The organism is Parasphingopyxis lamellibrachiae (assembly GCF_003385775.1).
GTDB lineage: Bacteria > Pseudomonadota > Alphaproteobacteria > Sphingomonadales > Sphingomonadaceae > Parasphingopyxis > Parasphingopyxis lamellibrachiae.
In genome coordinates this window covers 14,389-37,334 of record NZ_QRDP01000004.1, presented here as the reverse complement: position 1 = coordinate 37,334, position 22,946 = coordinate 14,389, and the positions used below count along the sequence as shown (strand labels likewise).

Sequence of the window (22,946 nt, the reverse complement as noted above, 5' to 3'; positions counted from 1 at the left end):
GGAAACACATTATGAGCACCGAATATCCGCAAAATCTGCGCTTCCATATCGATAGCGAATGGATCGAAGCCGGAGACCGGCAGATGCAGGATGTCGTCAATCCTGCGACTGGCGAAACACTGGCCGCGCTACCTCTGGCGACGGCCGACGATCTCGACCATGCCCTGGCCGCGTCGGAGCTCGGTTTTCGCGAATGGAAAGCACGGGACGTCAACGAGCGGGGCGCAATCCTGCGCAAGGCCGCCGAGCTGTTACGCGAACGGGTGAGCGATATCGCGCCACTCCTGACGATGGAACAGGGCAAGCCGGTCAAGGAGGCGATGGGCGAAGTGCTGGGCGCCGCCGCGCTGTTCGACTATTTTGCCGAGGAAGCGAAGCGGGCCCATGGCCGCGTCCTTGTTCGCCCCACCGGGCAGCGCGCGATCGTGATCAAGCAGCCCGTTGGCCCGGTGGCCGCGTTCAGCCCGTGGAACTTTCCGCTTTTTCTGATGGCCCGCAAACTCGCCCCCGCCCTGGCAGCAGGCTGCTCGATCATCTGCAAACCGCCCGAGGAAACCCCGGCGTGCGCAATGGAGTTGATGCGCTGCGTGCTCGACGCGGGCGTGCCCGGAAACGTTGCGCAGATGGTGTTCGGCGTGCCCGACCAAGTCAGCACGCATCTCATCGCCTCGCCGATTGTCCGCAAGATCAGCTTCACCGGCTCGGTGCCGGTCGGCAAGCATCTGATGAAACTTGCTGCAGATGGCGTGAAGCGCACGACAATGGAGCTGGGCGGCCATGCGCCGGTGCTCGTGTTCGACGATTGCGATCTGGAGCGCACCCTCGATATCATCGTCCCGCAGAAGTTCCGCAATGCCGGACAGGTCTGTGTGAGCCCGACGCGGTTTTATGTGCAGAACGGCATTTACGACCGTTTCGTCGACGAATTCACGAAGCGTACGCAACAGTTGACGGTGGGCAACGGCCTGGAAGACGCGACCCAGATGGGCCCGCTCGCCAATGAACGCCGCCCCGAAGCGGTCGGCGCACTGATCGCCGATGCCGCCGACAAGGGCGCGCGGATCATGACCGGCGGCGATGTGCTGGGCGAGAGCGGCTTCTTCTTCCGCCCGACCGTTATCGCCGATGTCCCGCTAGACGCACAGATCATGGCCAACGAGCCGTTCGGTCCGGTCGCTATGATGCGGCCATTTGAGAGTTTCGACGAGGCTATCGAGCAGGCAAACCGCCTCCCTTACGGCCTCGCGGCCTTCGCCTTCACCGAGAATGGCCGGCAGGCGATGCTGCTGGGCGATGCCATCGAAAGCGGTATGGTCGGGATCAATACTGTCGGCATCAGTGCGGTCGACGCGCCGTTCGGCGGGATCAAGGAATCCGGCTTCGGGAGCGAGGATGGGCCGGAAGGGCTGGAGGCCTATATGGTCACCAAAGCGGTGCATCAGGCATGAGCGACGCAGCGACACCCCGCACCGGTGGCCAGATATTGGTCGACAATCTCGTCACGCAAGGCTGCGATCGTATCTTCTGCGTGCCCGGCGAGAGCTATCTCGCCGTGCTCGATGCGTTGCACGACACGTCGGAAATCGATCTCGTCGTCTGCCGCCAGGAAGGCGGCGTCTCCTTCATGGCGGCGGCCGATGGCGCGATGACGGGTAAACCCGGCATAGCCTTTGTCACCCGCGGGCCCGGCGCAACCAATGGCTCGATCGGCGTCCATGTCGCGATGCAGGATTCAGTGCCGATGATCTATTTCATCGGCGATGTCGGGCGCAGCGACAAGGACCGCGAAGCCTTTCAGGAAATCGACTTTCCGGCAATGTTCGGCCCCATGTGCAAATGGGCGGCGAAGATCGACCAGGCCGAGCGCATTCCCGAATATATCGCGCGCGCCTATGCAGTTGCAATGAACGGCCGACCCGGCCCGGTCGTGCTCGCGCTGCCTGAAGATATGTTGCGCGATACCGTGGAGGCCATGGATCGTCCCAAGATCATCCGCCCCGCCCAGCATCCCGATCCCGAGGCGATAGCCGTTATGATGGAGCTGCTGAAGGACGCGGTCTCACCCGTCGCCATCGTCGGCGGCGCGGATTGGTGCGCGGGCGCATCCCATTATTTCCGCGAATTCGCCGAGGATATCGGCCTGCCCGTCGCCTGCGGCTTTCGGCGGCAGGACGCGATTGCGAACGAGAGCCCGGTTTGGGCCGGCAATCTCGGCTATGGGCCGAATCCCAAGCTGCTCGAGCGGATCCGGGGCGCCGATCTGTTGCTCGTCGTTGGCGCACGGCTCGGCGAGGCTACGACCGACGGTTATACACTGATCACGCCCGATCATCCCGATCAGACGCTCGTCCATGTCCATCCCGATCCGGAAGAACTGGGCAGCGTCTATCGCACCGATCTCGCCATCTGTGCCGATATGCGCGAATTTTCGGAAGAAACCTCGCTCTGGGAGCATGATATTATCGATTTCGATTGCGGCAAAGAGGCCCATGCCGAATGGGAGGCCTGGAACACGGTTGAACCCAATGACGATCTGACGCTGGATCTCGCACAATGCGTGAAAGCGGTGCGCGAAACCCTCCCCGCGGACAGCATCATCTGCAACGGCGCGGGCAATTTTTCCGGCTGGTGGCATCGTTACTGGCGCTATGGCGGGCCGGTTTGCCAATTGGCACCGACGGCAGGCGCGATGGGTTATGGCGTTCCGGCGGCAGTGGGTGCCGCCCTGCGCTATCCGGACCGTCAGGTGATCGCCGTTGCCGGCGATGGCGACTTTCTGATGAACGGGCAGGAATTGGCGACCGCGGTCCAGCATGGCTGCAACATGCTCGTGATCGTTATCGACAATGGCAGTTACGGCACGATCAGGATGCACCAGGAACGCAACTATCCCGAGCGGCTCTCGGGCACGGCGCTCACCAATCCGGATTTTGCGGCGCTGGCCAGGGCCTATGGCGCCTCGGGAGAAACGGTCGAACAGACTGCGGATTTCGCACCCGCGCTAGACCGGGCCAAGGAGAAAAAAGGTGTCCGCCTTCTGCACCTGAAAATCGATGTCGAGGATCAGCTGGCGGCGGGCACGTCGGTGGCGAAGGTGCGCTCCGCCTCGCAAAGCTAACGCCCGGCGCCAAATCGGAAAGGGCCACCGCCGGGAAACCCGGCGATGGCCCGATGCGACCCGGTTTACCTACAGGGGCAGTAGTCACCGAGCGTCTCCGACTAGTGTCGTAGGCCCGATAACCGGTTTCGAGTAAAGGGTTGGCCGGGCCGTTTTCGACGAACGGCCCGTGAGCTTAGATCAAGCCCGCCAGAGGACTGGAGGGGTCGGCATATTTGCGGGTTGCCATCCGGCCGCTGCGATAGGCTTCGCGCCCCGCCTCGACCGCCAGCTTCATCGCCCGCGCCATACGCACCGGTTCCTTCGCCTCGGCTATGGCGGTATTCATCAGAACCCCGTCGCAGCCCAGCTCCATCGCAACCGCCGCATCGGAGGCGGTGCCTACCCCCGCATCGACAAGCACGGGCACATTCGCACCCTCGACGATAAGCCGGATCGTAACCCGGTTCTGGATACCCAGCCCGGAACCGATCGGCGCGCCAAGCGGCATCACGGCGACCGCGCCAGCCTCTTCCAGCTGCTTCGCGGCGATTGGATCGTCCACGCAATAGACCATCGGTTTGAAGCCTTCTGCCGCCAGCGTTTCCGTGGCGCGCAATGTTTCACGCATGTCCGGGTAAAGCGTCTTCGCCTCGCCGAGTACTTCGAGCTTCACGAGATCCCAGCCGCCCGCCTCGCGCGCCAGCCGCAGGGTGCGGATCGCTTCATCAGCAGTGAAACATCCAGCGGTATTCGGCAGGTAGGTGTATTTCTTCGGATCGATAAAATCGGTCAGCATCGGCGCGTTCGGATCCGACACGTTCACCCGGCGTACGGCCACGGTTATGATCTCCGCGCCGGAAGCCTCGAGCGCTGCGGCATTCTCTTCGAAATCCGCATATTTGCCGGTGCCGACAATCAGCCGCGATTTGAAATCTTGGCCCGCAACGCTCCAGCCGTCCTCGTCCATACCGCTTCCGCCTCCCACAAAATGCACAATTTCCAGCTCGTCACCGTCCTCGACCAGCACGTCGCCAAGGGTCGATCGGGGCATGACCTCCAGATTGCGCTCCACCGCCACCTTGGCCGGATCGAGACCGAGAATCTCGCTGGCCAGGGCGGCCAGGCTCAACCCCGGATGAACGCGCCGGTGCTCGCCATTGATGCGAATGGAAATCGTGCGCTCGTCGGTCATTGCTGCATCCTGCCTTTGCGTTACGGAACGAGCCGCATATAGGTGTCCGCCCCGTATCGCTGCAACCGAAAGGCAAGGCCAATGGCCGATAAACCTGTGATATATGTCCTGAATGGGCCCAATCTGAACCTGCTGGGTTCCCGGGAACCTGAAATATATGGCTCCGACACGCTCGACGATATCGCGGGCCGGCTGGAAGACCGGGCCCAGGAACTCCGTGTGGACGTCGAGGTCAGGCAATCGAATCACGAAGGCCATCTGCTTGACTGGATACATGAGGCCGAGGCTGAAAACGCCAGGGCTATCCTGTTGAATGCGGCCGGTTTTACCCACACATCGATCGCGCTGCACGATGCCATAAAGGCCGTTTCGGTTCCGGTTATCGAGGTTCATCTTTCGAACCCCCATGCCCGCGAGCCCTTCCGCCACCAAAGCCTGGTGGGCGAGGCCGCTCGCGGAACTATTTCCGGATTTGGAGCACTTTCCTATATGCTGGCGCTGGACGCAGCCATACAGCTTTGAGTAAAGCAAAAGCTTGCAGTCCGGCCCGGGGGGCCGACAACAGGGATAAAGGGTCTGTGATGACAACCAACAAAGGCGCCGCTGCCGGCACCATGAATGTTGACGTCGATCTGGTTCGCCAGCTCGCCGAAATGCTGGACGAAGCCAATCTTACCGAAATCGAAGTGGAGGACGGCGATCGCTGTATCCGCGTGGCCCGCTCGGCGAGCGGCGCGGCCGTCATGGCTGCCCCCGCCCCTGCTCCCGCGGCGACTCCGGCACCTGCCGCCGCTCCTGCTCCGGTCGAAGCCGCCCCGGCAGCAAGCGCCGAGAACAATCCGGGCACGGTGAAATCGCCGATGGTCGGCACCGTCTATCTTGCACCCGAACCCGGCGCCGCCCCGTTTATCAAGGTTGGCGATTCGGTATCGCAGGGAGATACTCTGCTGATTATCGAAGCGATGAAGGTGATGAACCCCATCGTCGCGGAAAAATCGGGCACCGTGACTGCCCTTCTGGTCGAAGATGCCGAGCCGGTCGAGTTCAACCAACCGCTCGCCACAGTCGAATAGGCCGGCGGCTGTGATCAAAAAGGTCCTGATCGCCAATCGAGGCGAGATTGCACTCCGTATCCATCGGGCATGCCACGAAATGGGTATCAAGACGGTGGCCGTGCATTCAACCGCCGATGCCCAGGCCAAGCATGTGCTGCTTGCCGATGAGACCGTATGTATCGGCCCGCCCTCGGCAACCGACAGCTATCTCAACATTCCGAACATCATCTCTGCCGCAGAGATCAGCGGCGCCGATGCGATCCATCCCGGCTATGGTTTTCTCTCCGAGAACGAGAAATTCGCCAAGATCGTCGAAGACCATGACATTATCTGGATCGGACCAAAGCCCGAACATATTCGCATCATGGGTGACAAGGTTGAGGCAAAGCGGAGCGCGGGCAAGCTGGGGCTTCCACTCGTGCCGGGTTCCGACGGTGCGGTGAAAGAGATTTCCGAAGCCAAGAAAGTGGCGGATGAAATCGGCTATCCGGTGATTGTGAAAGCCGCTTCAGGCGGCGGCGGGCGCGGCATGAAGGTTGTGCCGGATGCCAGCCAGCTCGAATCGCTGATCAAACAGGCGGGATCGGAAGCCAAATCGGCCTTTGGCGACGACACGGTTTATCTTGAGAAATTTCTCGGCAATCCGCGCCATATCGAATTCCAGATCTTTGGCGACGGCAAGGGCAAGGCCGTCCATCTGGGCGAGCGTGACTGTTCGCTCCAGCGCCGCCATCAGAAAGTGCTGGAAGAAGCGCCTTCGCCCGTCATCACGGAGGAAGAACGCACCCGGATGGGCGATATCTGCGCCAATGCAATGGCCGATATGGGCTATCGCGGGGCGGGCACGATCGAATTCCTATATGAAGATGGTGGCTTCTATTTCATCGAAATGAACACCCGGCTCCAGGTCGAGCATCCGGTGACAGAGATGATCACGGGTCTTGACCTGGTGCGCGAGCAGATACTTGTCGCCGCCGGGCAGCCGCTGTCGGTAACCCAGGACGAAGTAACGTTCACCGGCCATGCAATCGAGTGCCGGATCAATGCCGAACATCACAAGACCTTTGCCCCATCGCCGGGCAAGGTGATCAACTATCACGCCGCCGGCGGCATGCATGTGCGCGTCGATAGTGGCCTGTATTCGGGCTATTCGATTCCGCCTTACTATGATTCGATGGTCGCCAAGCTGATCGTCTACGGCAAAAACCGGAAAAAGTGCATCATGCGCCTGCGCCGCGCACTGGAAGAAATGGTGATCGAGGGTGTGGACACGACCCTGCCCCTGCACCAGGCCTTGCTCGACGATCCGGAGTTTCTCGAAGGCGATTATACGATCAAATGGCTCGAGGAATGGCTGGCGCGCGACCAGACCGAAACCAGTTAAATGCCCGGCGAATCGGAACTTGCAACGCTATTGCGTGACCTGAAACCCATGCTGGCAGAAGAAGAGCATGGCTTTGTGACGATTCCGATCGGATCGGGCTGGCCGCAGGGCCTGGTGCCCGTTGCCACCTTCGCCGAAACCGAGGGCGCGAGCGTAATTGCGCTTTCCTCCATCCTTGATGGGATCGGCCTGGAATACGAAGAGGGCTGGGCAAAAATCACAATCGGCGCTACGAGCGCGCTCAGCGCCGTTGGACTGACGGCGAAAATAGCCGCAGCGCTTGCCGAAACGGGGATTAGTGCCAATATAGTGGCGGCATATCATCACGATCATGTTTTCGTGCCCTGGGCCCGGCGTGACGAGGCGATGGCAGTTTTGGAAAACTTGTCGAAGGTACAGGAGTAGTTAGTTCGATGCAGGCCATAATCTACCACAATCCGCGCTGCGGCACGTCCCGCAAGACGCTGGAGATTCTGGAAAAGGCACCGGCTATTGCTGTTCGCGTCGTGGAATATCTGAACGACACGCCCAGCAAGAAAAAGCTTGCCGATCTCTATAAAAAGGCCGGGATTTCCCCGCGCGACGGTTTACGCGCCAAAGAGTCCCTCGCAAAGGAACTCGGCCTGAACGATCCGGATGTCAGCGATGAGGCAATCCTCGATGCGATGGTCAAAAACCCGATCCTCATCAATCGGCCGATTGTCGAAACCGAAAAGGGTGTGCGGCTCTGCCGTCCTCAGGATCTGGTCAAAGAGATAATCTAGACGCACGGGAAAAAGGGAGCGGCGCGGCAATGAAAAGGTTTTTCAAATGGGCCGCGCTGATCCTGCTGATTTTGATCGGCGGCGCCGTTTTCTGGTTCTGGACGCCGGACCGGGATGTGGACGATCTCCGCGCGCGCTACACCAATGAGGCGTCGCAATTCATCGAACTACCAGGCGGGCTGACTGTTCATGTCCGCGACGAAGGACCGCGCGATGCACCCGTACTCGTGCTCGTGCACGGCTCAAGCGCCTCGCTGCAGACGTGGGAACCGTGGGTCGAGCGTCTTTCGGACGACTATCGCATCGTTACCTATGACCAGCCGGGCCACGGACTAACCGGCCCCACCCCCGACGGCGATTACAATACGGCCGTATTTGTCGAAACTCTGGACGGCGTCGCCAATGCGCTCGACCTTGGCCAATTTGCGGTGGGCGGCAGCTCGATGGGCGGCTGGGTCAGCTGGAACTATGCACTTGCGCATGGCAACCGGCTTACCGGCCTCGCACTCATCGGCGCTTCCGGCGTACCCGACGCACAGCCACGCAGTCTGCCAATCGGATTTCGTATCGCGCAGATGCCGGTGATTTCCCGCTTGATGGAGAAAATCACTCCGCGCTCGATGGTCGAACGCTCGATCCGGGAGAGCGTGAGCAACGACGACATTGTCGACGATGTCATGGTGGACCGTTACTATGATCTCCTCCTCTATCCCGGCAACCGCGCGGCAACCGGCGCGCGGGGGCGTGCAGAGCGCACCGTGGCCAGCCCGGAAACTATGGCGCAAATTACCGTGCCGACATTGCTGATATGGGGTGAGGAAGATCCGCTTGTGCCGCTTTCGTCGGGCCAATGGTTCGACGATCATATCCCCGACAGCGTCCTGATCGCCTATCCGGATATCGGCCATATACCGATGGAAGAAGCGCCCGACCGCAGCGCTGCCGATATGCGAGCCTGGCTCGACAGGCTCTATGTGAGCGAAGACAGCCAAGCCGTTGAATAGGAGCGCGAAACAGCGTCCCAAAATGGGATGTTCTTAACCATCGCGATTTGGCGATGCGATCTACGGACGCTAGGATCACGGCATGGCAACGATTGCGATTTACAGCATGAAAGGTGGCGTCGGAAAAACGACGCTGGCGGTAAACCTGGCATGGTGCTCCGCCATGCTTTCATCGCGCCGCACTCTGTTATGGGACCTCGATCAGCAAGCGGCGGCCACTTTCCTCATGCAGGATGGTAAGAAGCCCAAGCGCCGCGCCGAGGGCGTTTATGATCAGGAAATCAAGCCGGGCAAGCTGATCCGGCCCACGAGCATCGAGCGGCTGGATCTGCTGGCGGCCGATCATTCGCTGCGGGAGCTTGACCGCATGTTCTTCTCCTTCGGCAAGAAGAAACGGCTCTCCAAGATTATCGATTCCGTTTCGCGCGATTATGACCGGATCATACTCGATTGCCCGCCAGGCCTGACCGAGACAAGTGACCAGATTTTGCGCGCTGCAGATCTGGTTCTCGTGCCCGTCATCCCCTCCCCGCTTTCACAGCGAGCGTTTGAAACGGTGGTCGGGCATATCGAGCGCAACCATAAGGGACGCACCGCAATTCTCCCGGTGTACACCATGGTCGATCGCCGTCGGACCTTGCATCGCAATGCCCTGGAAGACAAAAAACGCTGGCCCGTTATTCCCTATGCAAGCGCGATCGAGCAGATGGCGAGCCACCGCGCACCGGTGGGCGCTTTCGCACCACAATCCCCGGCCGGCCAGGCGTTCGCAAAATTGTGGCGCGGCGTAGAGCGCAAGATCGCCAAACTCTGACCCCAGCGATTTTTCAGCCGATGACGGGCGGCGCGACCTGCGCTACTATCGTCGGGTGAACTTGCTCGATCCGAATATGTTGCTGCGCGCCTATGCGGTGGGAGTCTTTCCCATGGCGGACAGCCGGGATGCGGATGAAGTTTTCTGGGTCGAACCGAAAATGCGTGCGGTCCTGCCGCTTGACGGTTTCCAGCTATCTCGCTCACTCGCCAAAACACTGAAATCCGACAGATTTCGCGTAACCCGTGATACCGCCTTCGGCGAGGTTGTAAGCGCATGTGCGGAAGCGCAGCCCGACCGCCCTGACACCTGGATCAACCCCGCCATTGAAAGCGCCTATGGAGAGCTTCACCGGCGCCAGCACGCGCATTCGATCGAATGCTGGCAGGATGGCAAGCTGGTTGGCGGGCTATACGGTGTGCAGCTAGGCCGCGCCTTTTTCGGGGAGAGCATGTTCAGCCGGGTATCGAACGCCTCAAAGGTGGCATTGGCGCATCTGGTGGCGCGCATGAAAACGGGCGGGTTCGCCCTGCTAGATTGCCAGTTCATGACCGATCATCTCGCCTCGCTCGGCGCGATCGAAATTTCCAAAGACGATTATACGTCGTTGCTCGACGCGGCGCTGTCTTCTGTCGGGCTGTCGGGAACGGGCTCAACCGGTTCGGCTGCCGGGGCAGGTCTTGCAGCACTCGAGCGACTATTTCCCGACGATGCGGACGAAGACGGCGCATTGTCCGGATATGTCATTTCGCAGGCCTTGGGCCAGACATCGTAAAGCCGGTGCTCAATCACATTGAGCGACGGGCGCTCCTTGAACAGCCAGCCGGAAAACACCCGCTCCCAGCTTTCCTCGTTGCTGCCGCGGGCGGTTTGCCGGACAAAGAGCTGGACAAAGGCGCCGGTCAGCCTTTGCGGCTCCCAGGGCGCGGTTTCTTCGCACGCCCGTAAGCGAATCAGAACGTCGCCGACCCGCGTCGATTCGCCGGGACTGAGACGGATTTCGCGCGATAGGCCGTTGCGCTTGTTCAACAGGCCGAGCACCGCGACACGCTCCGCCATCGGGGTAACGCCGGTGAGATCCGCAGGCAGATCGCCAATCTCTTCAATATCGTCGATATTGAGTGTTTCATCGTCCGCTTGCCCGGTCCGCGTCTGATCGAGCGTCAATTCAGCGGCGGGGGCCTCTGCTTCGGGGTTATCTGTCGATCCGCAGGCCGCAAGCGCTACCAGGGTCGGTACTGCAACCCACCGGATCATGGGAGCATTTCCCCGTCTTCCGCCCCGAAATCGTCACTCATCGTATCGCCCATACTGCCGGAGCTGCCGCCCGAATCGTTGATCATGGAACCGATCAGCCCGGTCATGTCTATGGCGCCCTGGGTATCCAGAATGACATCGTCCTGGACAAAGGGGTCCGATGATCCGCCGGGCAGGAGAGCGATGAAGCTGCCGCCCAAAAGGCCTTCGCTGGTGATCGCCGCACTGCTGTCATTGGGCAGATTCGTATCCGGATCGATAGCCATCCGCACCTCGGCCTGGAAATCGTCAGAATTGAGCCGAACCTCGGTGACCTCCCCGATGGAAAGTCCCGCAACGCGAACATCCGTACCGACATCGACGCCGCTGACATTAGGGAAATAGGCGATCACTTCGATGGCGTGGCTTCCGGCCCCGCTCGCGGTGCGACCGAGAAAGGAAAAAACTAGCAAAACCGCCGCGATAACGACGACAAGCCCGACCAGCGCTTCGAGCAAATGATTTCGAACGGCGCTCAACTTGGGCTCCATGCCTCATAGTCGCCGCTCGCCCGCGCCCGGGCACGATTCGATTCCAGCGCCCCGGCCGGATGATAGGCGCCGCCCGTCCCGGTCAGATTGGCCGTATAGGGAGCCTCCCATGCGCGCGCCGGCGGCAGGCTCTGGTCAGGCACATCTTCCACCGTCTGATGAAGCCAGCCATGCCACTCGGCCGGCACATTGCTCGCATCGTTGGGCTTGCCGCTTGCATAGATGACCCAGCGACGGCGCGGGCCCTTCTTGCTTTCATAATAGCGATTTCCGGAGGAATCCTCGGCAATGAACCGGCCTTTGCGCAGCGAGTGCCATGCCGTGCCGATTGTCGCACCGTCCCACCAGATGAAGATGTTTTTAAAAAGTCCCATAGCGATTGGCGTTTAGCGCCTCTTCAGCGACACGCCAACTCTTCTTGCGTCGAATCGAATTGCTTATTCCGGCAAGGCCGGGCCCTCGGGCCAGCTAACGCGGTCGCCGGCGGCTATTCCCAGCTCCTCGCTGCGCCCCCCCGCAATCTCGAGTACCGCGATTACCGGTTCATTCGAATAATAGGAATCGAGCGTATAGGGTACCGTCTCTGCGGCGATGTTGGTGATGACGCCGTCGGATCGGATGAAGATCATGTCAAGCGGGATCAGCGTATTGCGCATCCAGAAGCTCGCCAAACGCGGAAATTCGAATGGAAAGATCATCCCGCCATTTTCGGGAAGCGATTCGCGAAACATCAGTCCGCGCCGCTGCTCTTCTGGCGTGATCGCCGTCTCGACATCGAACAGGCGGTCGCCAGTCGCGGTACGCACCGTTACGGGAATCGTTTCCACGCCAGCTTCGTCGCTGGCATTCTCTTGCGGGCCGGCAGCTTCCGCCATTGCCGGGGGATCGGCCGGAAGCTGCGTTTCAGCCCTGCATGCGAGCAGCGCGAGAGCGGCCAACGCACAGGGCCCCGCTCGATACGGTAAATAGGTCATGCCTTGCTATTCGCAATGCTGGAGCGTCACCGCAAGTGGCCCTTTGCCGCCATCGGCAATGCGCGCCTCCAACCGATCGCCGGCGTCGATCTCGCCAAGACCCGAACTGCGGACAACCTCCATATGGACAAACACATCCCGGCCCTTGCCTTCTCGAACAAGAAAACCATAACCTTTCAGGCGGTTGAACCATTTCACGGTAACCGGTTCGAAATCCCCTGCAGCCTCTGCCAGTGCATCATGTTCATGCCTGCTATCACCTGAATTCTGATCCGAAAAGTCTTCGCACCCTTCAAGGTCAATCAAGAGAATTTCTGTCGCCTGCCGGCCCCGATCCCGCTCGGCAAAATTGCATTCCAGCCGCGCACCTTCCGGCAGGGTTCGCCGGCCGTGATCGCGCAGGATGGAAAAATGAATAAGAATGTCTCCATCGCCGTCATCGGGAACGAGAAAACCGTAACCGCGCGTCCCATCGAACCATTTGACGATTCCCGATGCCCGCGACAGCGCCTCTCCAGATGCGCCTTCACCGGCAGCATCATGCGCTATATCCTCCGGCACAGCTTCCAAAGCCGCCGCGTTCCCTTCCGATGTCATGCACCGTCCCCTGTTTCGGCAATTATCTAACACAAAATTCGCTATTCGTGAAAGGGTGCCACGAAGGAGGCGCTACGCATCGCGTTCGGGAAAGTCTCCGGGATCTCGGTCGATGAATTTTCGTGCAAGCTCATAAGGATGGCCAGCGCGGATCATCGCGGCCAGCGCCTTGCGCTTGCGGTCCGGGTCGAAGGACTGGGATGCATAGGGGCCGAACCGTCGCTTCCGGACAAAGGCTAGCGCCGCGTCCCAGGCCTGATCGGCAGCAATCCCCCGCGCATCGGCGCCGTCAGCCTCTTCGATTCCGGCAGCGTAAAGCGCCTGTTCGACCCGCCTTGCTCCGTAGCCGCGCCGGCCGAGCGATGCTGCGCGCGAAGCGGCGAAGGCGGCATCATCGATATAGCCGAGCTCGGAGAATTTCTCGGCAAGCGCTTCTATCGCAGGCGGCCTCTTCCCTACCCATCCCCGCTCCCGTAGCTTGCGCGCAAGATAACTGCGCAGCTTGGCTCGCGTGGTCGCGTACCGGCCGACATAGAAGAGCGCAAGTTGCTCCAGACTCTCTCTATCGAGCGGTGGACGGGGTTTTTTGCGGGCTTGACCGGTCATGCGCCATCTTTGTGCCATAGTGGAGCCGAATTTTGAACGCGGCTCATCGGCTATGCGTCCAATCAGAATAATATCCGTCGCGCATATGGCATGGCGACTGTCGCAAAAAGAGAAATATCCGATCGCGACGCGGGGAGCATTTGAAGGAAATCATGACAGATTCTCTTGAACCGACACCGATTCATGACGAATTGCCGCGACGTTTTGCCGATTTCGACACGTTGGGTGAAGCGCTGGACTATGCCGCCACCGGCAAACGGGGATTCAATTTTCATGACGCCCGCGGCAATCTCGTGCATCCCTACCCCTATTCCGAACTGCGGGCCGATTCGATAGCCGCCGCCAAAAGACTGATCGACTTCGGGATCAAACCCGGCGATCGGGTTGCGCTCATCGCCGATACCGAGCCGGAATTTTGCGCACTGTTTTTCGGCACCGTCTATGCAGGCGCGCTTCCTGTTCCCCTGCCCCTGCCGACCTCGTTCGGCGGCAAGGAGGGCTATATCGACCAGCTGGCGGTGCAGCTGCGCAGTTCCGAACCCCAACTGCTGCTCTATCCGGCGGAGATCGGAGAAATTTCGCAAGCCGCCGCCGAAGCCTGCGCCGTGCCCGGCCAGGACTGGGAAAGCTTTGCTGAGCGCGATGCGCCGGATGTCACCCTCCCTCAGGCGGGCCCCGACGATATTGCCTATCTGCAATATTCGAGCGGTTCGACCCGCTTTCCGCACGGCGTGATCATCAGCCACAAGGCGCTGCTTCACAATCTCGGTTCGCATGCCAATGGCATGCTGATCGGTGGGGAGGATCGCTGCATCTCCTGGCTGCCCTTCTATCACGATATGGGCCTTGTCGGGTGCATGCTCTCCATGGTCGCAAACCAGGTATCCACCGACTATCTGAAGACCGCCGATTTTGCGCGCCGCCCGCTCGCCTGGCTTGACCTGATCAGCCGCAATCCGGGCACGTCATGTAGCTATTCGCCGACCTTCGGCTATGACATCTGCGCACGCCGGATTGGTAGCCAGTCCCACGTCGCCGACCGCTTCGATCTCTCCCGCTGGCGCCTGGCCGGCAACGGCGCGGACATGATCCGGCCCGATGTGATGCAGCATTTCACCGATGCCTTTGCCGATGCAGGCTTCGATCCGAAATGTTTCGTACCGAGCTATGGTCTGGCCGAGGCCACACTCGCAGTTACCCTGATGCCCGCAGGTGAAGGCATCGTCGTCGACCTCGTGGAAGAGAGCGAGCTTTCCGGCGTCCCTAAAGCCGATAATGACGAGCCTGTCCGTTATCGCGCCATCGTCAATTGCGGTAAGGCCGTGCGCGATACGACCATTCAGATCCGCCATGAAGATGGCTCAATCATGCCTGACAAGGCGATCGGCCAGGTCTGGATCCAGGGACCGGCGATCATGGACGGCTATTTTCGCGATTCCGAAGCGACCGATGCCTGTATGAAGGATGGATGGCTCGATACCGGCGATATGGGATATCTGTCAGATGACTATCTCTATGTGGTTGGCCGCGCCAAGGATATGATCATCATCAACGGCAAGAACCATTGGCCGCAAGACATTGAGTGGGCCGTCGAACAGCTGCCCGGTTTCAAGTCCGGCGACATTGCCGCATTCTCGATTACCGCGCCGGGCGGGGAGGAAACACCCGCGGTTCTAGTGCAGTGCCGCACATCGGATGTTAACGAACGAACAAGACTTCACGGCATGATCCGCGACAAGGTGCGGGCGATTACAGGTATGAATTGTGTGATCGAATTGGTTCCGCCACGAACGTTGCCGCGAACGAGTTCGGGCAAGCTAAGCCGCGCAAAAGCCCGTAATCTTTACCTTTCCGGCGAAATACAGCCCTACGACATCGCTGCCTGAGACGCCGTACCGCCGAAAAGCGCGGTAAAGATCAGATTAACTGTTCTGGTCCGGGTTTCGGAAAGGCTTTTTCCACTATTCCTTGTCCAAAGGGATGGTGATGGCTGCAACGGATAACAACCAGCTTGGCTGGATGGAAATCTTGGGATTTCACGAACCGCAAGGCGGCGAGTGGAAAATGGTGCGTGCCGCCCAGTTGCGCGAACTCAGCAAAAACTCCCTGCTCCCGGTCGTTGCCGTGATCCTGGCGACATTGTCATCGGCATCGCTATTCTGGGATGTCGTGCCAGCCGGAATGATGGCCGTCTGGCTGATTACCCTGATCATCGGCCTGCTTTCGACAATATCCGCCCGGAAAGCCAATCTTGCCCGAACCGGAGGTGCCCGACGCCGAGACATCATGCGCGCTATCGCCAATTGCACGATCATCGGCCTGTTCTGGTCCATCCCTCCGCTCTTTTTCGCTCAATATGGCGATATGGAGCAGATTATCACGATTGCAGCCTTCAGCCTCGCGCTGATGGGGGCAAGCGCATTGATGCTCAACGTCGTGCCCCTGGCCGGCATCATGCTCAATGGCCTGGTCGGCTTCAGCCTGAGCATCATGCTGCTCCGGATGGATCTGACCCTGCTTGCCAGCCTTGTCCTTTCCTATACGCTCTGCCTGACTTTCACGATGCTCATCAACGGTCGGGCAGTCATCGTCAGGCTGCGCAATGATATGGCACTGGCTGAACAACGCGAAGTGGTGAACCTGATGTTACGTCAGGACGATTCAGCGGACAGCGACTGGCTGTGGCAGGTCGATTCCCGCAAGTGCATTGTCGAACCTTCCCAGCGTTTTGCTGCTGCCACCGGGCTGAGTTCGGAGCAATTGAACGGATTGCCGCTGTTGGACATTCTGGCCGGCCCTACCTGGCGTGAAGAGCGACTTGGCAAAGAAGTCAGCGAGTTGCTGTCCAAGATGCAGGCTGGCCGGACATTTAGCGATTTCACTGTTCCGGTGATTTTGGGAGGCAACCAGCGCTGGTGGAAAATATCCGGCACGCCCAGGTTGAGCGCGAACCGGCATATCATGGGATATCGCGGTGTCATCGCAGATGTCACCGAACGCGAAGCTATTGAACGTCGTATATACCATATGGCGCATTTCGACACGCTAACCGGGCTACCCAATCGTGCTTATACCAACGAGCTCCTGCGCGACCGGATCGCCCAAGCGGCGAACGAACACGCATACTGCGCCTTTCTCATGATCGATCTCGATCGCTTCAAGGCCATCAACGATACGGCCGGCCATCCGGTCGGTGACAAATTGCTTGCCCAGGTCGCCGAGCGGCTGAACAAACTGTGCAAACCCGATGACGACTGCGGTCGTCTCGGAGGCGACGAGTTCGCCATGATTATTGCAGACAGCCAGTCCTCCGAAGGGCTTGACGTACGCGCGCGTGAAATCATCATGAGCCTCTCCGCCCCCTATTCCGTCGACGGTCAAATCCTGCATATCGGGGCGAGTGTCGGCTCCGCCATTTATCCGAAAGACGGAGCCTCGGCCTCCTCGCTGCTACGCAAGGCCGATCTGGCTCTTTACCGAGCCAAGGACGGCGGACGGGGAGTCCATTCGCCCTATGAACCTGCTTTGCTCCAAAAAGCCGAGGAGCGCCGGGCCATCGAAAGCGCGTTGCGCAACGCGCTGAAAAAGGGTGAGCTGCATCTTGTTTACCAACCGGTTATCACACTCGCTACGGGCGAAACGGCCGGATTCGAAGCTCTCCTGCGCTGGACGAACCCGGAATTGGGTAGCGTGTCTCCCGACAAATTCATCGCGATTGCCGAAGAAACCCGGCTGATAGACACGATCGGCGAGTGGGTTTTCAGGGAAGCGTGCAATGAAGCCGCTTCATGGCCGGAACAATATCGCCTCGCGATCAACCTGTCCGCCGGGCAGCTCCGCAATCCGCGGCTGAGCACAGCGGTCATTTCCGCACTTTCGCGTTCCGGAATCGCTCCGAGCCGCCTCGAGCTGGAAACCACAGAGGCCATTCTGAACAATGATTGCGAACAGGCGGTCAATACCTTCGAACAGCTGAATGCGCTGGGCGTAACTATGGCCCTCGACGATTTTGGAACCGGCTATTCCACTTTGGGCTTCATCGGACGCACGAACTTCAATTCCATCAAGATCGACAAACGCTTTATTCGGGACGCCCAGAGGGGATCAAAATCAAGCATCGCCATCATCCGCGCAGTCATCGCCATGGCCGACAGCCTTGGCGTCGCCACGATTGCCGAGGGCATCGAGAATGAAGAACAATACGCCATTGCCGAACGTCTCGGCTGTTCGCAGGTTCAGGGCTATTTCATCGATCCGCCAATGAACGCCGCCGCCGTCCGGTCCCGAATTGGCGGAACCGATGGAAAGGCCGTCGCCTGACTTTGGCGCCAGGTGGGCGCATCCACGACAATATCCTTGCATCCCCCTCCCCGCCCCGTTAAACGCGCGCATCTCGGACTCGGAGGAGTGTAGCTCAGTTGGTAGAGCATCGGTCTCCAAAACCGAGGGTCGTGGGTTCGAGCCCCTCCGCTCCTGCCATCCGGTCTTCAATTGGTCCGGCAGGCATGCCTTGTAATGGCAGCTTGCGGGTCCGAGATAGAGTTTAACACTCATGCCAATGTCGGCCGACAAGGCCGATGGCGGCGTGTGTGTGTTTTTGGTTTTGAATAAGGTGAATGGAAACCGTGGCAAAGGTCAATCCAGGCGAGTTCATCCGGCAGGTCCGCGCCGAGACGTCGAAAGTCGTCTGGCCAACCCGTCAGGAAACGATTCAGACCGGTATCATGGTGATGATCATGACCGCCGTCCTCGCCGTGTTTTTCCTCGGCGTCGATTCCTTCTTCAACATGATCGTCCGGTTCCTGATCGGGCTGGTGAGTTAAAAGCCTCAGCTTAAGGGTATTCAATGTCACGCTGGTACATCATTCACGCCTATTCGGGCTTTGAGAACAAGGTGCGGGACGCCATCCTGGCGGAAGCTACGCGCATGGGTCTTGAGCCGCTCGTCGAGGAAGTCGAGGTACCGACCGAGGAAGTGACCGAAGTCAAGCGCGGCAAGAAGGTACAGACCGAGCGGAAATTCTTCCCCGGTTATGTGCTCGCCAAGCTGAGCATGAACGACGATGTGTATCACCTCGTCAAGAACACGCCGAAGGTAACCGGCTTTCTGGGTTCCAACGGCAAGCCGCAGCCGATCAGCGAAGCCGAAGCCGCGCGCATCCTCAACACGAAGGAGGAAGCCGCAGCGGCACCGAAACAGAAGATCAACGTCGATTACGAAATCGGCGACCAGATCAAAGTGCTCGACGGGCCGTTCGCGAGCTTCAACGGCGTGGTCGAAGAGCTCGATTTCGACCGGGCCCGCGTCAAGGTCTCGGTGTCGATCTTCGGTCGCGCAACGCCGGTCGAACTGGAATTCGAGCAGGTCGAACTGGTCAAATAGGAATTTACGAGTTTCCGGAATGATCCGGGAAATGTGGAAGGCAGTGCCACTGCCGCTTGTACCACTAAGCCAAGAGAAAAGGTGAGAAGACAGTTATGGCGAAGAAAATAGACGGCTATATCAGCCTGCAGGTTCCTGCCGGCACAGCCAACCCCTCCCCGCCGCTTGGGCCCGCATTGGGCCAGCGCGGCGTGAACATCATGGATTTCTGCAAGGCGTTCAACGCGCAGACCCAGGAAATGGAAAAAGGCGCTCCGATCCCGACCAAGATTACGGTCTATGCTGATCGCAGCTTTACCTTTGTCACGAAAACGCCGCCGGCGAGCTACCTGCTGAAAAAAGCAGCCAAGCTCAAAAAAGGCGCGAGCACGGTCGGCACCGAGATCGTCGGTCAGATCAAGCGTTCACAGCTTGCCGAGATCGCCGAAACCAAAATGGCCGACCTCAATGCCAATGACATTGAAGCCGCAACCCGCATCATCGAAGGCTCTGCCACGTCGATGGGCCTCGAAGTGGTGGAGGGCTAAATCATGGCAAAACTGAGCAAAAAGCGTAAAGCGCAACTCGAAGCTATCGATCGCGATGCACTGCATTCGTCGGACGATGCACTGAAAATTGTAAAAGCCAATGCGACCTCGAAATTTGACGAGACCATCGAAATTGCGATGAACCTCGCCGTCGACCCGCGCCACGCCGACCAGATGGTCCGCGGCGTTGTTTCTCTCCCCTCGGGTACGGGCAAGGACGTTCGCGTCGCCGTATTCGCCAAGGATGCGAAAGCAGATGAAGCCAAGGAAGCTGGCGCCGATGTGGTTGGCGCCGACGACCTTATGGAAGCCATGCAGGGCGGCGATCTCAATTATGACCGGGTCATCGCGACGCCGGACATGATGGGCGTTGTCGGCCGTCTCGGTAAGGTTCTCGGTCCCAAGGGCCTGATGCCGAACCCGAAACTCGGCACGGTTACGCCTGATGTCGCGAAAGCGGTCAAGGATGCCAAGGGCGGCCAGGTTGAGTTCCGCGCCGAGAAAGCCGGTATCGTTCATTCGACGATCGGCAAGGCGAGCTTCACCGAAGCGGCTCTCAAAAAGAACTATGACGCATTTGTCGGCGCCATCGTGAAGGCCAAGCCTTCCGGTGCCAAAGGCAAGTACATCACGAAGATCGCCGTCAGCTCGACCATGGGCGCCGGCGTAAAGGTTGATCCGACAGACGTCGGAGCGTAAAGGGCTTCCCGGCTCTTCGGAGCCGGGATTCGGCCGAAGGCGGTTTTCGCATTCGGTCACACCGTCCGAGACAGTTGGTGATGGCAATTGGGCCATCTTAATTTCCAGCCAAGACGGGGATATGTTTTTGCGGGTGCTTTTCCATCAGGAAAGCCCCGGTCTGCTGCGGCACCGGCCGGTTCAGACAACAGACCCCTCGGACAATTTGTACGGACCAAAGGGCGTTTCGCCCTGCGGTTCATCATGGTTTGCGGATGTTCCGCAGGCTGAACAAGGAGTGCGATATATGGATCGAGCTCAAAAGACCGAGGCGGTTACTGAACTGAACCGCACCTTCACCGAGGCGGGCGTGATCGTTGTCACGCGCAACCTTGGCCTCACTGTTGCCGAATCCGGCGAACTGAGGGCGAAGATGCGTGAAGCCGGTGCCAGCTTCAAAGTATCGAAAAACAAGCTTGCCAAGATTGCGATCAAGGACACGCAGTATGACCCGCTCAGCGATATGCTGACCGGCCCTACCGCTCTGGCCTGGTCGGACGATCCGGTTGCAGCCCCGAAAGTGGTTGCTGAATTCGCGAAAGCGAATGACCGGCTCGAGATCATCGGCGGGGCGATGGGCGAAACCGTCCTCGATCTCGACGGTGTGAAGGCATTGGCAGCTCTGCCTTCGCTTGACGAACTGCGCGGTAAGATTGTGGGTCTGCTTAACGCACCTGCAACCAAGGTCGCTCAGCTCGCCAATGCTCCGGCATCCAAGCTGGCTCGTGTTTTCGGCGCCTATGGTGCGTCGGAAGCCGCCTGATTTTCGAATAGCTCAACACTGAATTGACGGGGCCGACGCGCCCCAATTGGAGACTTTAAAATGGCAGATCTTGATAAACTCGTGGACAGCCTTTCTGAGCTGACCGTTCTGGAAGCCGCTGAACTGGCTACCAAACTTGAAGAAAAATGGGGCGTTTCGGCCGCTGCAGCTGTTGCAGTTGCTGGCCCGGCTGCTGGTGGCGATGCCCCGGCTGCGGAAGAACAGTCCGAATTCGACGTCATCCTCACCGGCGACGGCGGCAAGAAGATCCAGGTGATCAAAGAAGTCCGCGCCATCACCGGCCTCGGCCTCGGCGAAGCGAAAGCTCTCGTCGAAGGTGCACCGAAAGCCGTCAAGGAAGGCGTCGCCAAGGCGGAAGCCGAAGAAATCAAAGGCAAGATCGAAGAGGCCGGCGGTACCGTCGAACTCAAGTAAATCGGTTTTCCGACTATTTCGCGAAGGGGCGGCGCAGCGATGCGCCGCCCCTTTTCGTTTCAGCCAAGAGCGATGCGCCGTTCGACGCCGATAGCCCGCAGGAATGCCTCGTCATGGCTGACGCACAAAATGGCGCCGTCATAACCCGCCAGTGCGTGCTCCAGCAGTTCGGTTGATTCGATATCGAGATGGTTGGTCGGCTCGTCGAGGAGCAGGAGCTGCGGCGGTTCCGCGCGCGTCACTACGCCCGCAAGCGCCAGCCGGATCCGCTCGCCGCCGCTTAGCGAACCAGCCTGTCGATCCGCCCAGATGTTGCGAAAAGCGAAGCGAGCCAATGCCGCGCGCGCTTCTTGTCCAGACAGGCCCGGACTGATCCGTCGCATATTGTGAAGCAGACTCTCCTCCCCGTCCAGTAGCGTCAACGCCTGGTCCAGCAGCGCCAACCGCCCGCTCACCCGCCGCGCTTCGCCGCCAGCCGGCGTAATTTCACCCGTCGCGATCCGAAGCAGGGTGGATTTTCCCGAACCGTTTGGGCCGGTGATGGCGAGCCGTTCCGGCCCGTGCATCGTAAAGGATAGCGGCGAAAAATCGGGGTCGCCCAGTCGATCATGGGTTACCGCGTCGAATGCCAGCATCTCGCGATTGGACGGGAGGCCCGTCGGCGGCAGGTCGATACGGATCGGTTGATGGATTGCGATCCGTGATCGCACCTGTTCGAGCCTGTCCTCTGCCTCACCTACCTTGCGTTCCGATAGACCGGCGCCACGGCCAGCGGTTCGCTCGGCCCGTTGCTGTTGCGCATCGAGATAGACTTTCGGATCGGCTCGTTTCGCTCGCCGGGCCCGCCCCATACCGTCACGCCGCTCCTGTTTTTCGCGAGCCCGCTGGGCCGACCGCCCTGCACCCCGGACTGCCTGCTCGGCCGATTCCAGCTCAGCCGCGGTTCGCTCTCGCTCGGCATCGCGCTCGGCGACAAAGGTGGACCAGCCCCCACCGACAATCGTCGCGCATGTCGGCGAGACATGGACGATGCGGTCCATATCTTCGAGAAGCGTCCGATCGTGGCTCGCGACGATCACACCGCCGCGCCATTGTTCGAGCAGCCGGCCGATCGTCTCGCGCCCCGCTCCATCGAGATTGTTGGTGGGTTCGTCGAGCAATATCAGATCGGGCTCTTGCAAAAGCACCGCAGCCAACGCCAGTCGTGTTTGCTCCCCGCCGCTAAGGCTCCCCAGTTGGCGGTCCAAGGCCAGGGCCGGCAGGCCTCCCTCGGCCAGCGCTGTTTCAATACGCGCCTTAAGGCCCCAGTCGGCTTTGTCGAGATCGCCTTCTCTGGGATTGCCTGCCTCGATCCGCTGCAGTCGCGCCAACGGCGATTCCACGCCGAGCGCCGAGGATATGGTTGTGGGAAGTGCAGCAGAAATCTGGCGGAGCATCGCGACCCTGCCACTGCGAACGATTTTGCCGCCAACGGGATCGATTTCTCCGACCAGGGCACGAAGCAATGTCGATTTACCCGAGCCGTTGCGACCGACAAGACCAACCCGTTCGGCACCAACGGCCAACGATAGATTTGTGATCAGCGGGTGCCTATCAGGCGTTTCAAGCGATAGGGAATCGAGAGTGAGAAATGCAGACATATGACACCAGACAAGGATTGCGCGAAGAAGCGGAAATCGTTGGTGCCTTGTTCATGACTGCCTCCTTTGGATGCGAATTTCGATATTATCTGCCCCGATCTCCGAACTCAACAGCCGCCTTGTCTTGAAATATGGCTAGGTTAGATGGCCAGGCTAGCGCGATGCGCGGATGAATTGACACTC

General features: G+C 59.7%; 25 protein-coding genes, 1 tRNA gene and 1 pseudogene. 19 read left to right on the top strand and 8 right to left on the bottom strand.

Going from position 1 to position 22,946, the window contains the following annotated elements; translation table 11 throughout:
• The first annotated feature begins 11 nt into the window (after positions 1 to 11).
• Both DFR46_RS00205 and DFR46_RS00200 read left to right on the top strand, forming a co-directional pair.
• The gene (locus DFR46_RS00205) at positions 12 to 1,448 is read left to right on the top strand and encodes an NAD-dependent succinate-semialdehyde dehydrogenase (protein ID WP_116234628.1); all 1,437 of its coding nucleotides are present in this window, start codon (positions 12 to 14) and stop codon (positions 1,446 to 1,448) included.
• Positions 1,445 to 3,118: a thiamine pyrophosphate-binding protein gene (locus DFR46_RS00200; protein ID WP_116234627.1), complete on the top strand. Its 1,674-nt coding sequence runs from the start codon at positions 1,445 to 1,447 to the stop codon at positions 3,116 to 3,118. The genes DFR46_RS00205 and DFR46_RS00200 overlap by 4 nt, the downstream gene beginning before the upstream one ends.
• A gap of 175 nt (positions 3,119 to 3,293) precedes the next feature.
• Here the strand turns inward: DFR46_RS00200 and thiS are convergent, their stop codons facing one another.
• Positions 3,294 to 4,292, bottom strand: a complete 999-nt coding sequence (gene thiS / locus DFR46_RS00195; RefSeq protein ID WP_116234626.1) for a sulfur carrier protein ThiS — start codon at positions 4,290 to 4,292, stop codon at positions 3,294 to 3,296.
• Between the two features lie 81 nt (positions 4,293 to 4,373).
• On the opposite strand from thiS, the gene aroQ reads away from it, so the two are divergent.
• The 8 genes from aroQ to aat all read left to right on the top strand — a co-directional run bounded on the left by aroQ (position 4,374) and on the right by aat (position 10,088).
• A complete protein-coding gene (gene aroQ / locus DFR46_RS00190; RefSeq protein ID WP_116234625.1) occupies positions 4,374 to 4,814 on the top strand; it encodes a type II 3-dehydroquinate dehydratase in 441 nt (146 codons plus the stop codon).
• Positions 4,815 to 4,873: 59 nt separating this feature from the next.
• Entirely contained in the window at positions 4,874 to 5,365 is a 492-nt protein-coding gene (accB, locus tag DFR46_RS00185) for an acetyl-CoA carboxylase biotin carboxyl carrier protein (RefSeq protein ID WP_245953576.1), read from the top strand.
• Positions 5,319 to 6,731, top strand: coding sequence for an acetyl-CoA carboxylase biotin carboxylase subunit (gene accC / locus DFR46_RS00180; protein WP_116234624.1), 1,413 nt, complete (start codon positions 5,319 to 5,321; stop codon positions 6,729 to 6,731). Before accB ends, accC begins: the two co-directional genes overlap by 47 nt.
• Positions 6,732 to 7,136, top strand: a complete 405-nt coding sequence (locus tag DFR46_RS00175) for an ACT domain-containing protein (protein ID WP_116234623.1) — start codon at positions 6,732 to 6,734, stop codon at positions 7,134 to 7,136.
• 8 nt (positions 7,137 to 7,144) lie between these two features.
• A complete protein-coding gene (gene arsC / locus DFR46_RS00170; protein WP_116234622.1) occupies positions 7,145 to 7,495 on the top strand; it encodes an arsenate reductase (glutaredoxin) in 351 nt (116 codons plus the stop codon).
• A gap of 29 nt (positions 7,496 to 7,524) precedes the next feature.
• On the top strand, positions 7,525 to 8,499 hold the full coding sequence (locus DFR46_RS00165) for an alpha/beta fold hydrolase (RefSeq protein WP_116234621.1): 975 nt from the start codon (positions 7,525 to 7,527) through the stop codon (positions 8,497 to 8,499).
• An 82-nt stretch (positions 8,500 to 8,581) separates the two neighbouring features.
• Positions 8,582 to 9,313, top strand: coding sequence for a ParA family protein (locus DFR46_RS00160; RefSeq protein WP_116234620.1), 732 nt, complete (start codon positions 8,582 to 8,584; stop codon positions 9,311 to 9,313).
• 55 nt (positions 9,314 to 9,368) lie between these two features.
• A complete protein-coding gene (gene aat, locus DFR46_RS00155; RefSeq protein ID WP_116234619.1) occupies positions 9,369 to 10,088 on the top strand; it encodes a leucyl/phenylalanyl-tRNA--protein transferase in 720 nt (239 codons plus the stop codon).
• A 35-nt stretch (positions 10,089 to 10,123) separates the two neighbouring features.
• Here aat and DFR46_RS14910 read toward each other — a convergent pair.
• The 6 genes and pseudogenes from DFR46_RS14910 to DFR46_RS00125 all read right to left on the bottom strand — a co-directional run.
• Positions 10,124 to 10,372 (bottom strand): annotated as a pseudogene (locus DFR46_RS14910) (DUF2155 domain-containing protein); the annotation flags it as partial.
• A gap of 194 nt (positions 10,373 to 10,566) precedes the next feature.
• Positions 10,567 to 11,088: an MlaD family protein gene (locus tag DFR46_RS00145; protein WP_245953572.1), complete on the bottom strand. Its 522-nt coding sequence runs from the start codon at positions 11,086 to 11,088 to the stop codon at positions 10,567 to 10,569.
• Complete coding sequence (locus DFR46_RS00140) at positions 11,085 to 11,474, bottom strand: NADH:ubiquinone oxidoreductase subunit NDUFA12 (RefSeq protein ID WP_116234617.1); 390 nt, start codon at positions 11,472 to 11,474, stop codon at positions 11,085 to 11,087. Before DFR46_RS00140 ends, DFR46_RS00145 begins: the two co-directional genes overlap by 4 nt.
• A gap of 63 nt (positions 11,475 to 11,537) precedes the next feature.
• Positions 11,538 to 12,074: a DUF192 domain-containing protein gene (locus DFR46_RS00135; protein WP_245953570.1), complete on the bottom strand. Its 537-nt coding sequence runs from the start codon at positions 12,072 to 12,074 to the stop codon at positions 11,538 to 11,540.
• A gap of 6 nt (positions 12,075 to 12,080) precedes the next feature.
• Positions 12,081 to 12,671, bottom strand: a complete 591-nt coding sequence (locus tag DFR46_RS00130; RefSeq protein WP_116234616.1) for a cold-shock protein — start codon at positions 12,669 to 12,671, stop codon at positions 12,081 to 12,083.
• A 72-nt stretch (positions 12,672 to 12,743) separates the two neighbouring features.
• On the bottom strand, positions 12,744 to 13,277 hold the full coding sequence (locus tag DFR46_RS00125; RefSeq protein WP_245953568.1) for a regulatory protein RecX: 534 nt from the start codon (positions 13,275 to 13,277) through the stop codon (positions 12,744 to 12,746).
• A 152-nt stretch (positions 13,278 to 13,429) separates the two neighbouring features.
• Here DFR46_RS00125 and DFR46_RS00120 point away from each other — a divergent pair, with 152 nt between their 5' ends.
• The 9 genes from DFR46_RS00120 (at position 13,430) to rplL (ending at position 21,123) form a co-directional block, all read left to right on the top strand.
• A complete protein-coding gene (locus tag DFR46_RS00120) occupies positions 13,430 to 15,163 on the top strand; it encodes a fatty acyl-AMP ligase (RefSeq protein WP_116234614.1) in 1,734 nt (577 codons plus the stop codon).
• A 100-nt stretch (positions 15,164 to 15,263) separates the two neighbouring features.
• Positions 15,264 to 17,597, top strand: coding sequence for a putative bifunctional diguanylate cyclase/phosphodiesterase (locus DFR46_RS00115; protein WP_162843364.1), 2,334 nt, complete (start codon positions 15,264 to 15,266; stop codon positions 17,595 to 17,597).
• Between the two features lie 83 nt (positions 17,598 to 17,680).
• Positions 17,681 to 17,756: transfer RNA gene (locus DFR46_RS00110), tRNA-Trp, on the top strand.
• Between the two features lie 146 nt (positions 17,757 to 17,902).
• Positions 17,903 to 18,100, top strand: coding sequence for a preprotein translocase subunit SecE (gene secE / locus DFR46_RS00105; protein WP_116237046.1), 198 nt, complete (start codon positions 17,903 to 17,905; stop codon positions 18,098 to 18,100).
• 23 nt (positions 18,101 to 18,123) lie between these two features.
• On the top strand, positions 18,124 to 18,660 hold the full coding sequence (gene nusG / locus DFR46_RS00100; RefSeq protein WP_116234612.1) for a transcription termination/antitermination protein NusG: 537 nt from the start codon (positions 18,124 to 18,126) through the stop codon (positions 18,658 to 18,660).
• A gap of 95 nt (positions 18,661 to 18,755) precedes the next feature.
• Positions 18,756 to 19,187 (top strand): 50S ribosomal protein L11, encoded by a 432-nt coding sequence (gene rplK / locus DFR46_RS00095; RefSeq protein WP_116234611.1) that lies wholly within the window; start codon positions 18,756 to 18,758, stop codon positions 19,185 to 19,187.
• A gap of 3 nt (positions 19,188 to 19,190) precedes the next feature.
• Positions 19,191 to 19,886 (top strand): 50S ribosomal protein L1, encoded by a 696-nt coding sequence (gene rplA, locus DFR46_RS00090; RefSeq protein WP_116234610.1) that lies wholly within the window; start codon positions 19,191 to 19,193, stop codon positions 19,884 to 19,886.
• Positions 19,887 to 20,172: 286 nt separating this feature from the next.
• Entirely contained in the window at positions 20,173 to 20,688 is a 516-nt protein-coding gene (gene rplJ, locus DFR46_RS00085) for a 50S ribosomal protein L10 (protein WP_116237045.1), read from the top strand.
• 60 nt (positions 20,689 to 20,748) lie between these two features.
• Complete coding sequence (gene rplL, locus DFR46_RS00080; protein WP_116234609.1) at positions 20,749 to 21,123, top strand: 50S ribosomal protein L7/L12; 375 nt, start codon at positions 20,749 to 20,751, stop codon at positions 21,121 to 21,123.
• Between the two features lie 59 nt (positions 21,124 to 21,182).
• Here rplL and DFR46_RS00075 read toward each other — a convergent pair whose 3' ends face one another.
• A complete protein-coding gene (locus DFR46_RS00075) occupies positions 21,183 to 22,688 on the bottom strand; it encodes an ABC-F family ATP-binding cassette domain-containing protein (protein WP_342769817.1) in 1,506 nt (501 codons plus the stop codon).
• Positions 22,689 to 22,946 lie beyond the last annotated feature (258 nt).

Coding starts and splice junctions, on each gene's coding strand:
- DFR46_RS00115 (WP_162843364.1), top strand. CDS start 15,264: ATGGCTGCAACGGATAACAACCAGCTTGGCTGGATGGAAATCTTGGGA.
- DFR46_RS00140 (WP_116234617.1), bottom strand. CDS start 11,474: ATGGGACTTTTTAAAAACATCTTCATCTGGTGGGACGGTGCGACAATC.
- accC (WP_116234624.1), top strand. CDS start 5,319: ATGCCGAGCCGGTCGAGTTCAACCAACCGCTCGCCACAGTCGAATAGG.
- aroQ (WP_116234625.1), top strand. CDS start 4,374: ATGGCCGATAAACCTGTGATATATGTCCTGAATGGGCCCAATCTGAAC.
- DFR46_RS00205 (WP_116234628.1), top strand. CDS start 12: ATGAGCACCGAATATCCGCAAAATCTGCGCTTCCATATCGATAGCGAA.
- DFR46_RS00120 (WP_116234614.1), top strand. CDS start 13,430: ATGACAGATTCTCTTGAACCGACACCGATTCATGACGAATTGCCGCGA.
- DFR46_RS00130 (WP_116234616.1), bottom strand. CDS start 12,671: ATGACATCGGAAGGGAACGCGGCGGCTTTGGAAGCTGTGCCGGAGGAT.
- DFR46_RS00165 (WP_116234621.1), top strand. CDS start 7,525: ATGAAAAGGTTTTTCAAATGGGCCGCGCTGATCCTGCTGATTTTGATC.
- rplJ (WP_116237045.1), top strand. CDS start 20,173: ATGGATCGAGCTCAAAAGACCGAGGCGGTTACTGAACTGAACCGCACC.
- DFR46_RS00125 (WP_245953568.1), bottom strand. CDS start 13,277: ATGACCGGTCAAGCCCGCAAAAAACCCCGTCCACCGCTCGATAGAGAG.
- arsC (WP_116234622.1), top strand. CDS start 7,145: ATGCAGGCCATAATCTACCACAATCCGCGCTGCGGCACGTCCCGCAAG.
- DFR46_RS00160 (WP_116234620.1), top strand. CDS start 8,582: ATGGCAACGATTGCGATTTACAGCATGAAAGGTGGCGTCGGAAAAACG.
- rplL (WP_116234609.1), top strand. CDS start 20,749: ATGGCAGATCTTGATAAACTCGTGGACAGCCTTTCTGAGCTGACCGTT.
- thiS (WP_116234626.1), bottom strand. CDS start 4,292: ATGACCGACGAGCGCACGATTTCCATTCGCATCAATGGCGAGCACCGG.
- nusG (WP_116234612.1), top strand. CDS start 18,124: ATGTCACGCTGGTACATCATTCACGCCTATTCGGGCTTTGAGAACAAG.
- rplA (WP_116234610.1), top strand. CDS start 19,191: ATGGCAAAACTGAGCAAAAAGCGTAAAGCGCAACTCGAAGCTATCGAT.
- DFR46_RS00135 (WP_245953570.1), bottom strand. CDS start 12,074: ATGACCTATTTACCGTATCGAGCGGGGCCCTGTGCGTTGGCCGCTCTC.
- DFR46_RS00200 (WP_116234627.1), top strand. CDS start 1,445: ATGAGCGACGCAGCGACACCCCGCACCGGTGGCCAGATATTGGTCGAC.
- rplK (WP_116234611.1), top strand. CDS start 18,756: ATGGCGAAGAAAATAGACGGCTATATCAGCCTGCAGGTTCCTGCCGGC.
- accB (WP_245953576.1), top strand. CDS start 4,874: ATGACAACCAACAAAGGCGCCGCTGCCGGCACCATGAATGTTGACGTC.
- DFR46_RS00175 (WP_116234623.1), top strand. CDS start 6,732: ATGCCCGGCGAATCGGAACTTGCAACGCTATTGCGTGACCTGAAACCC.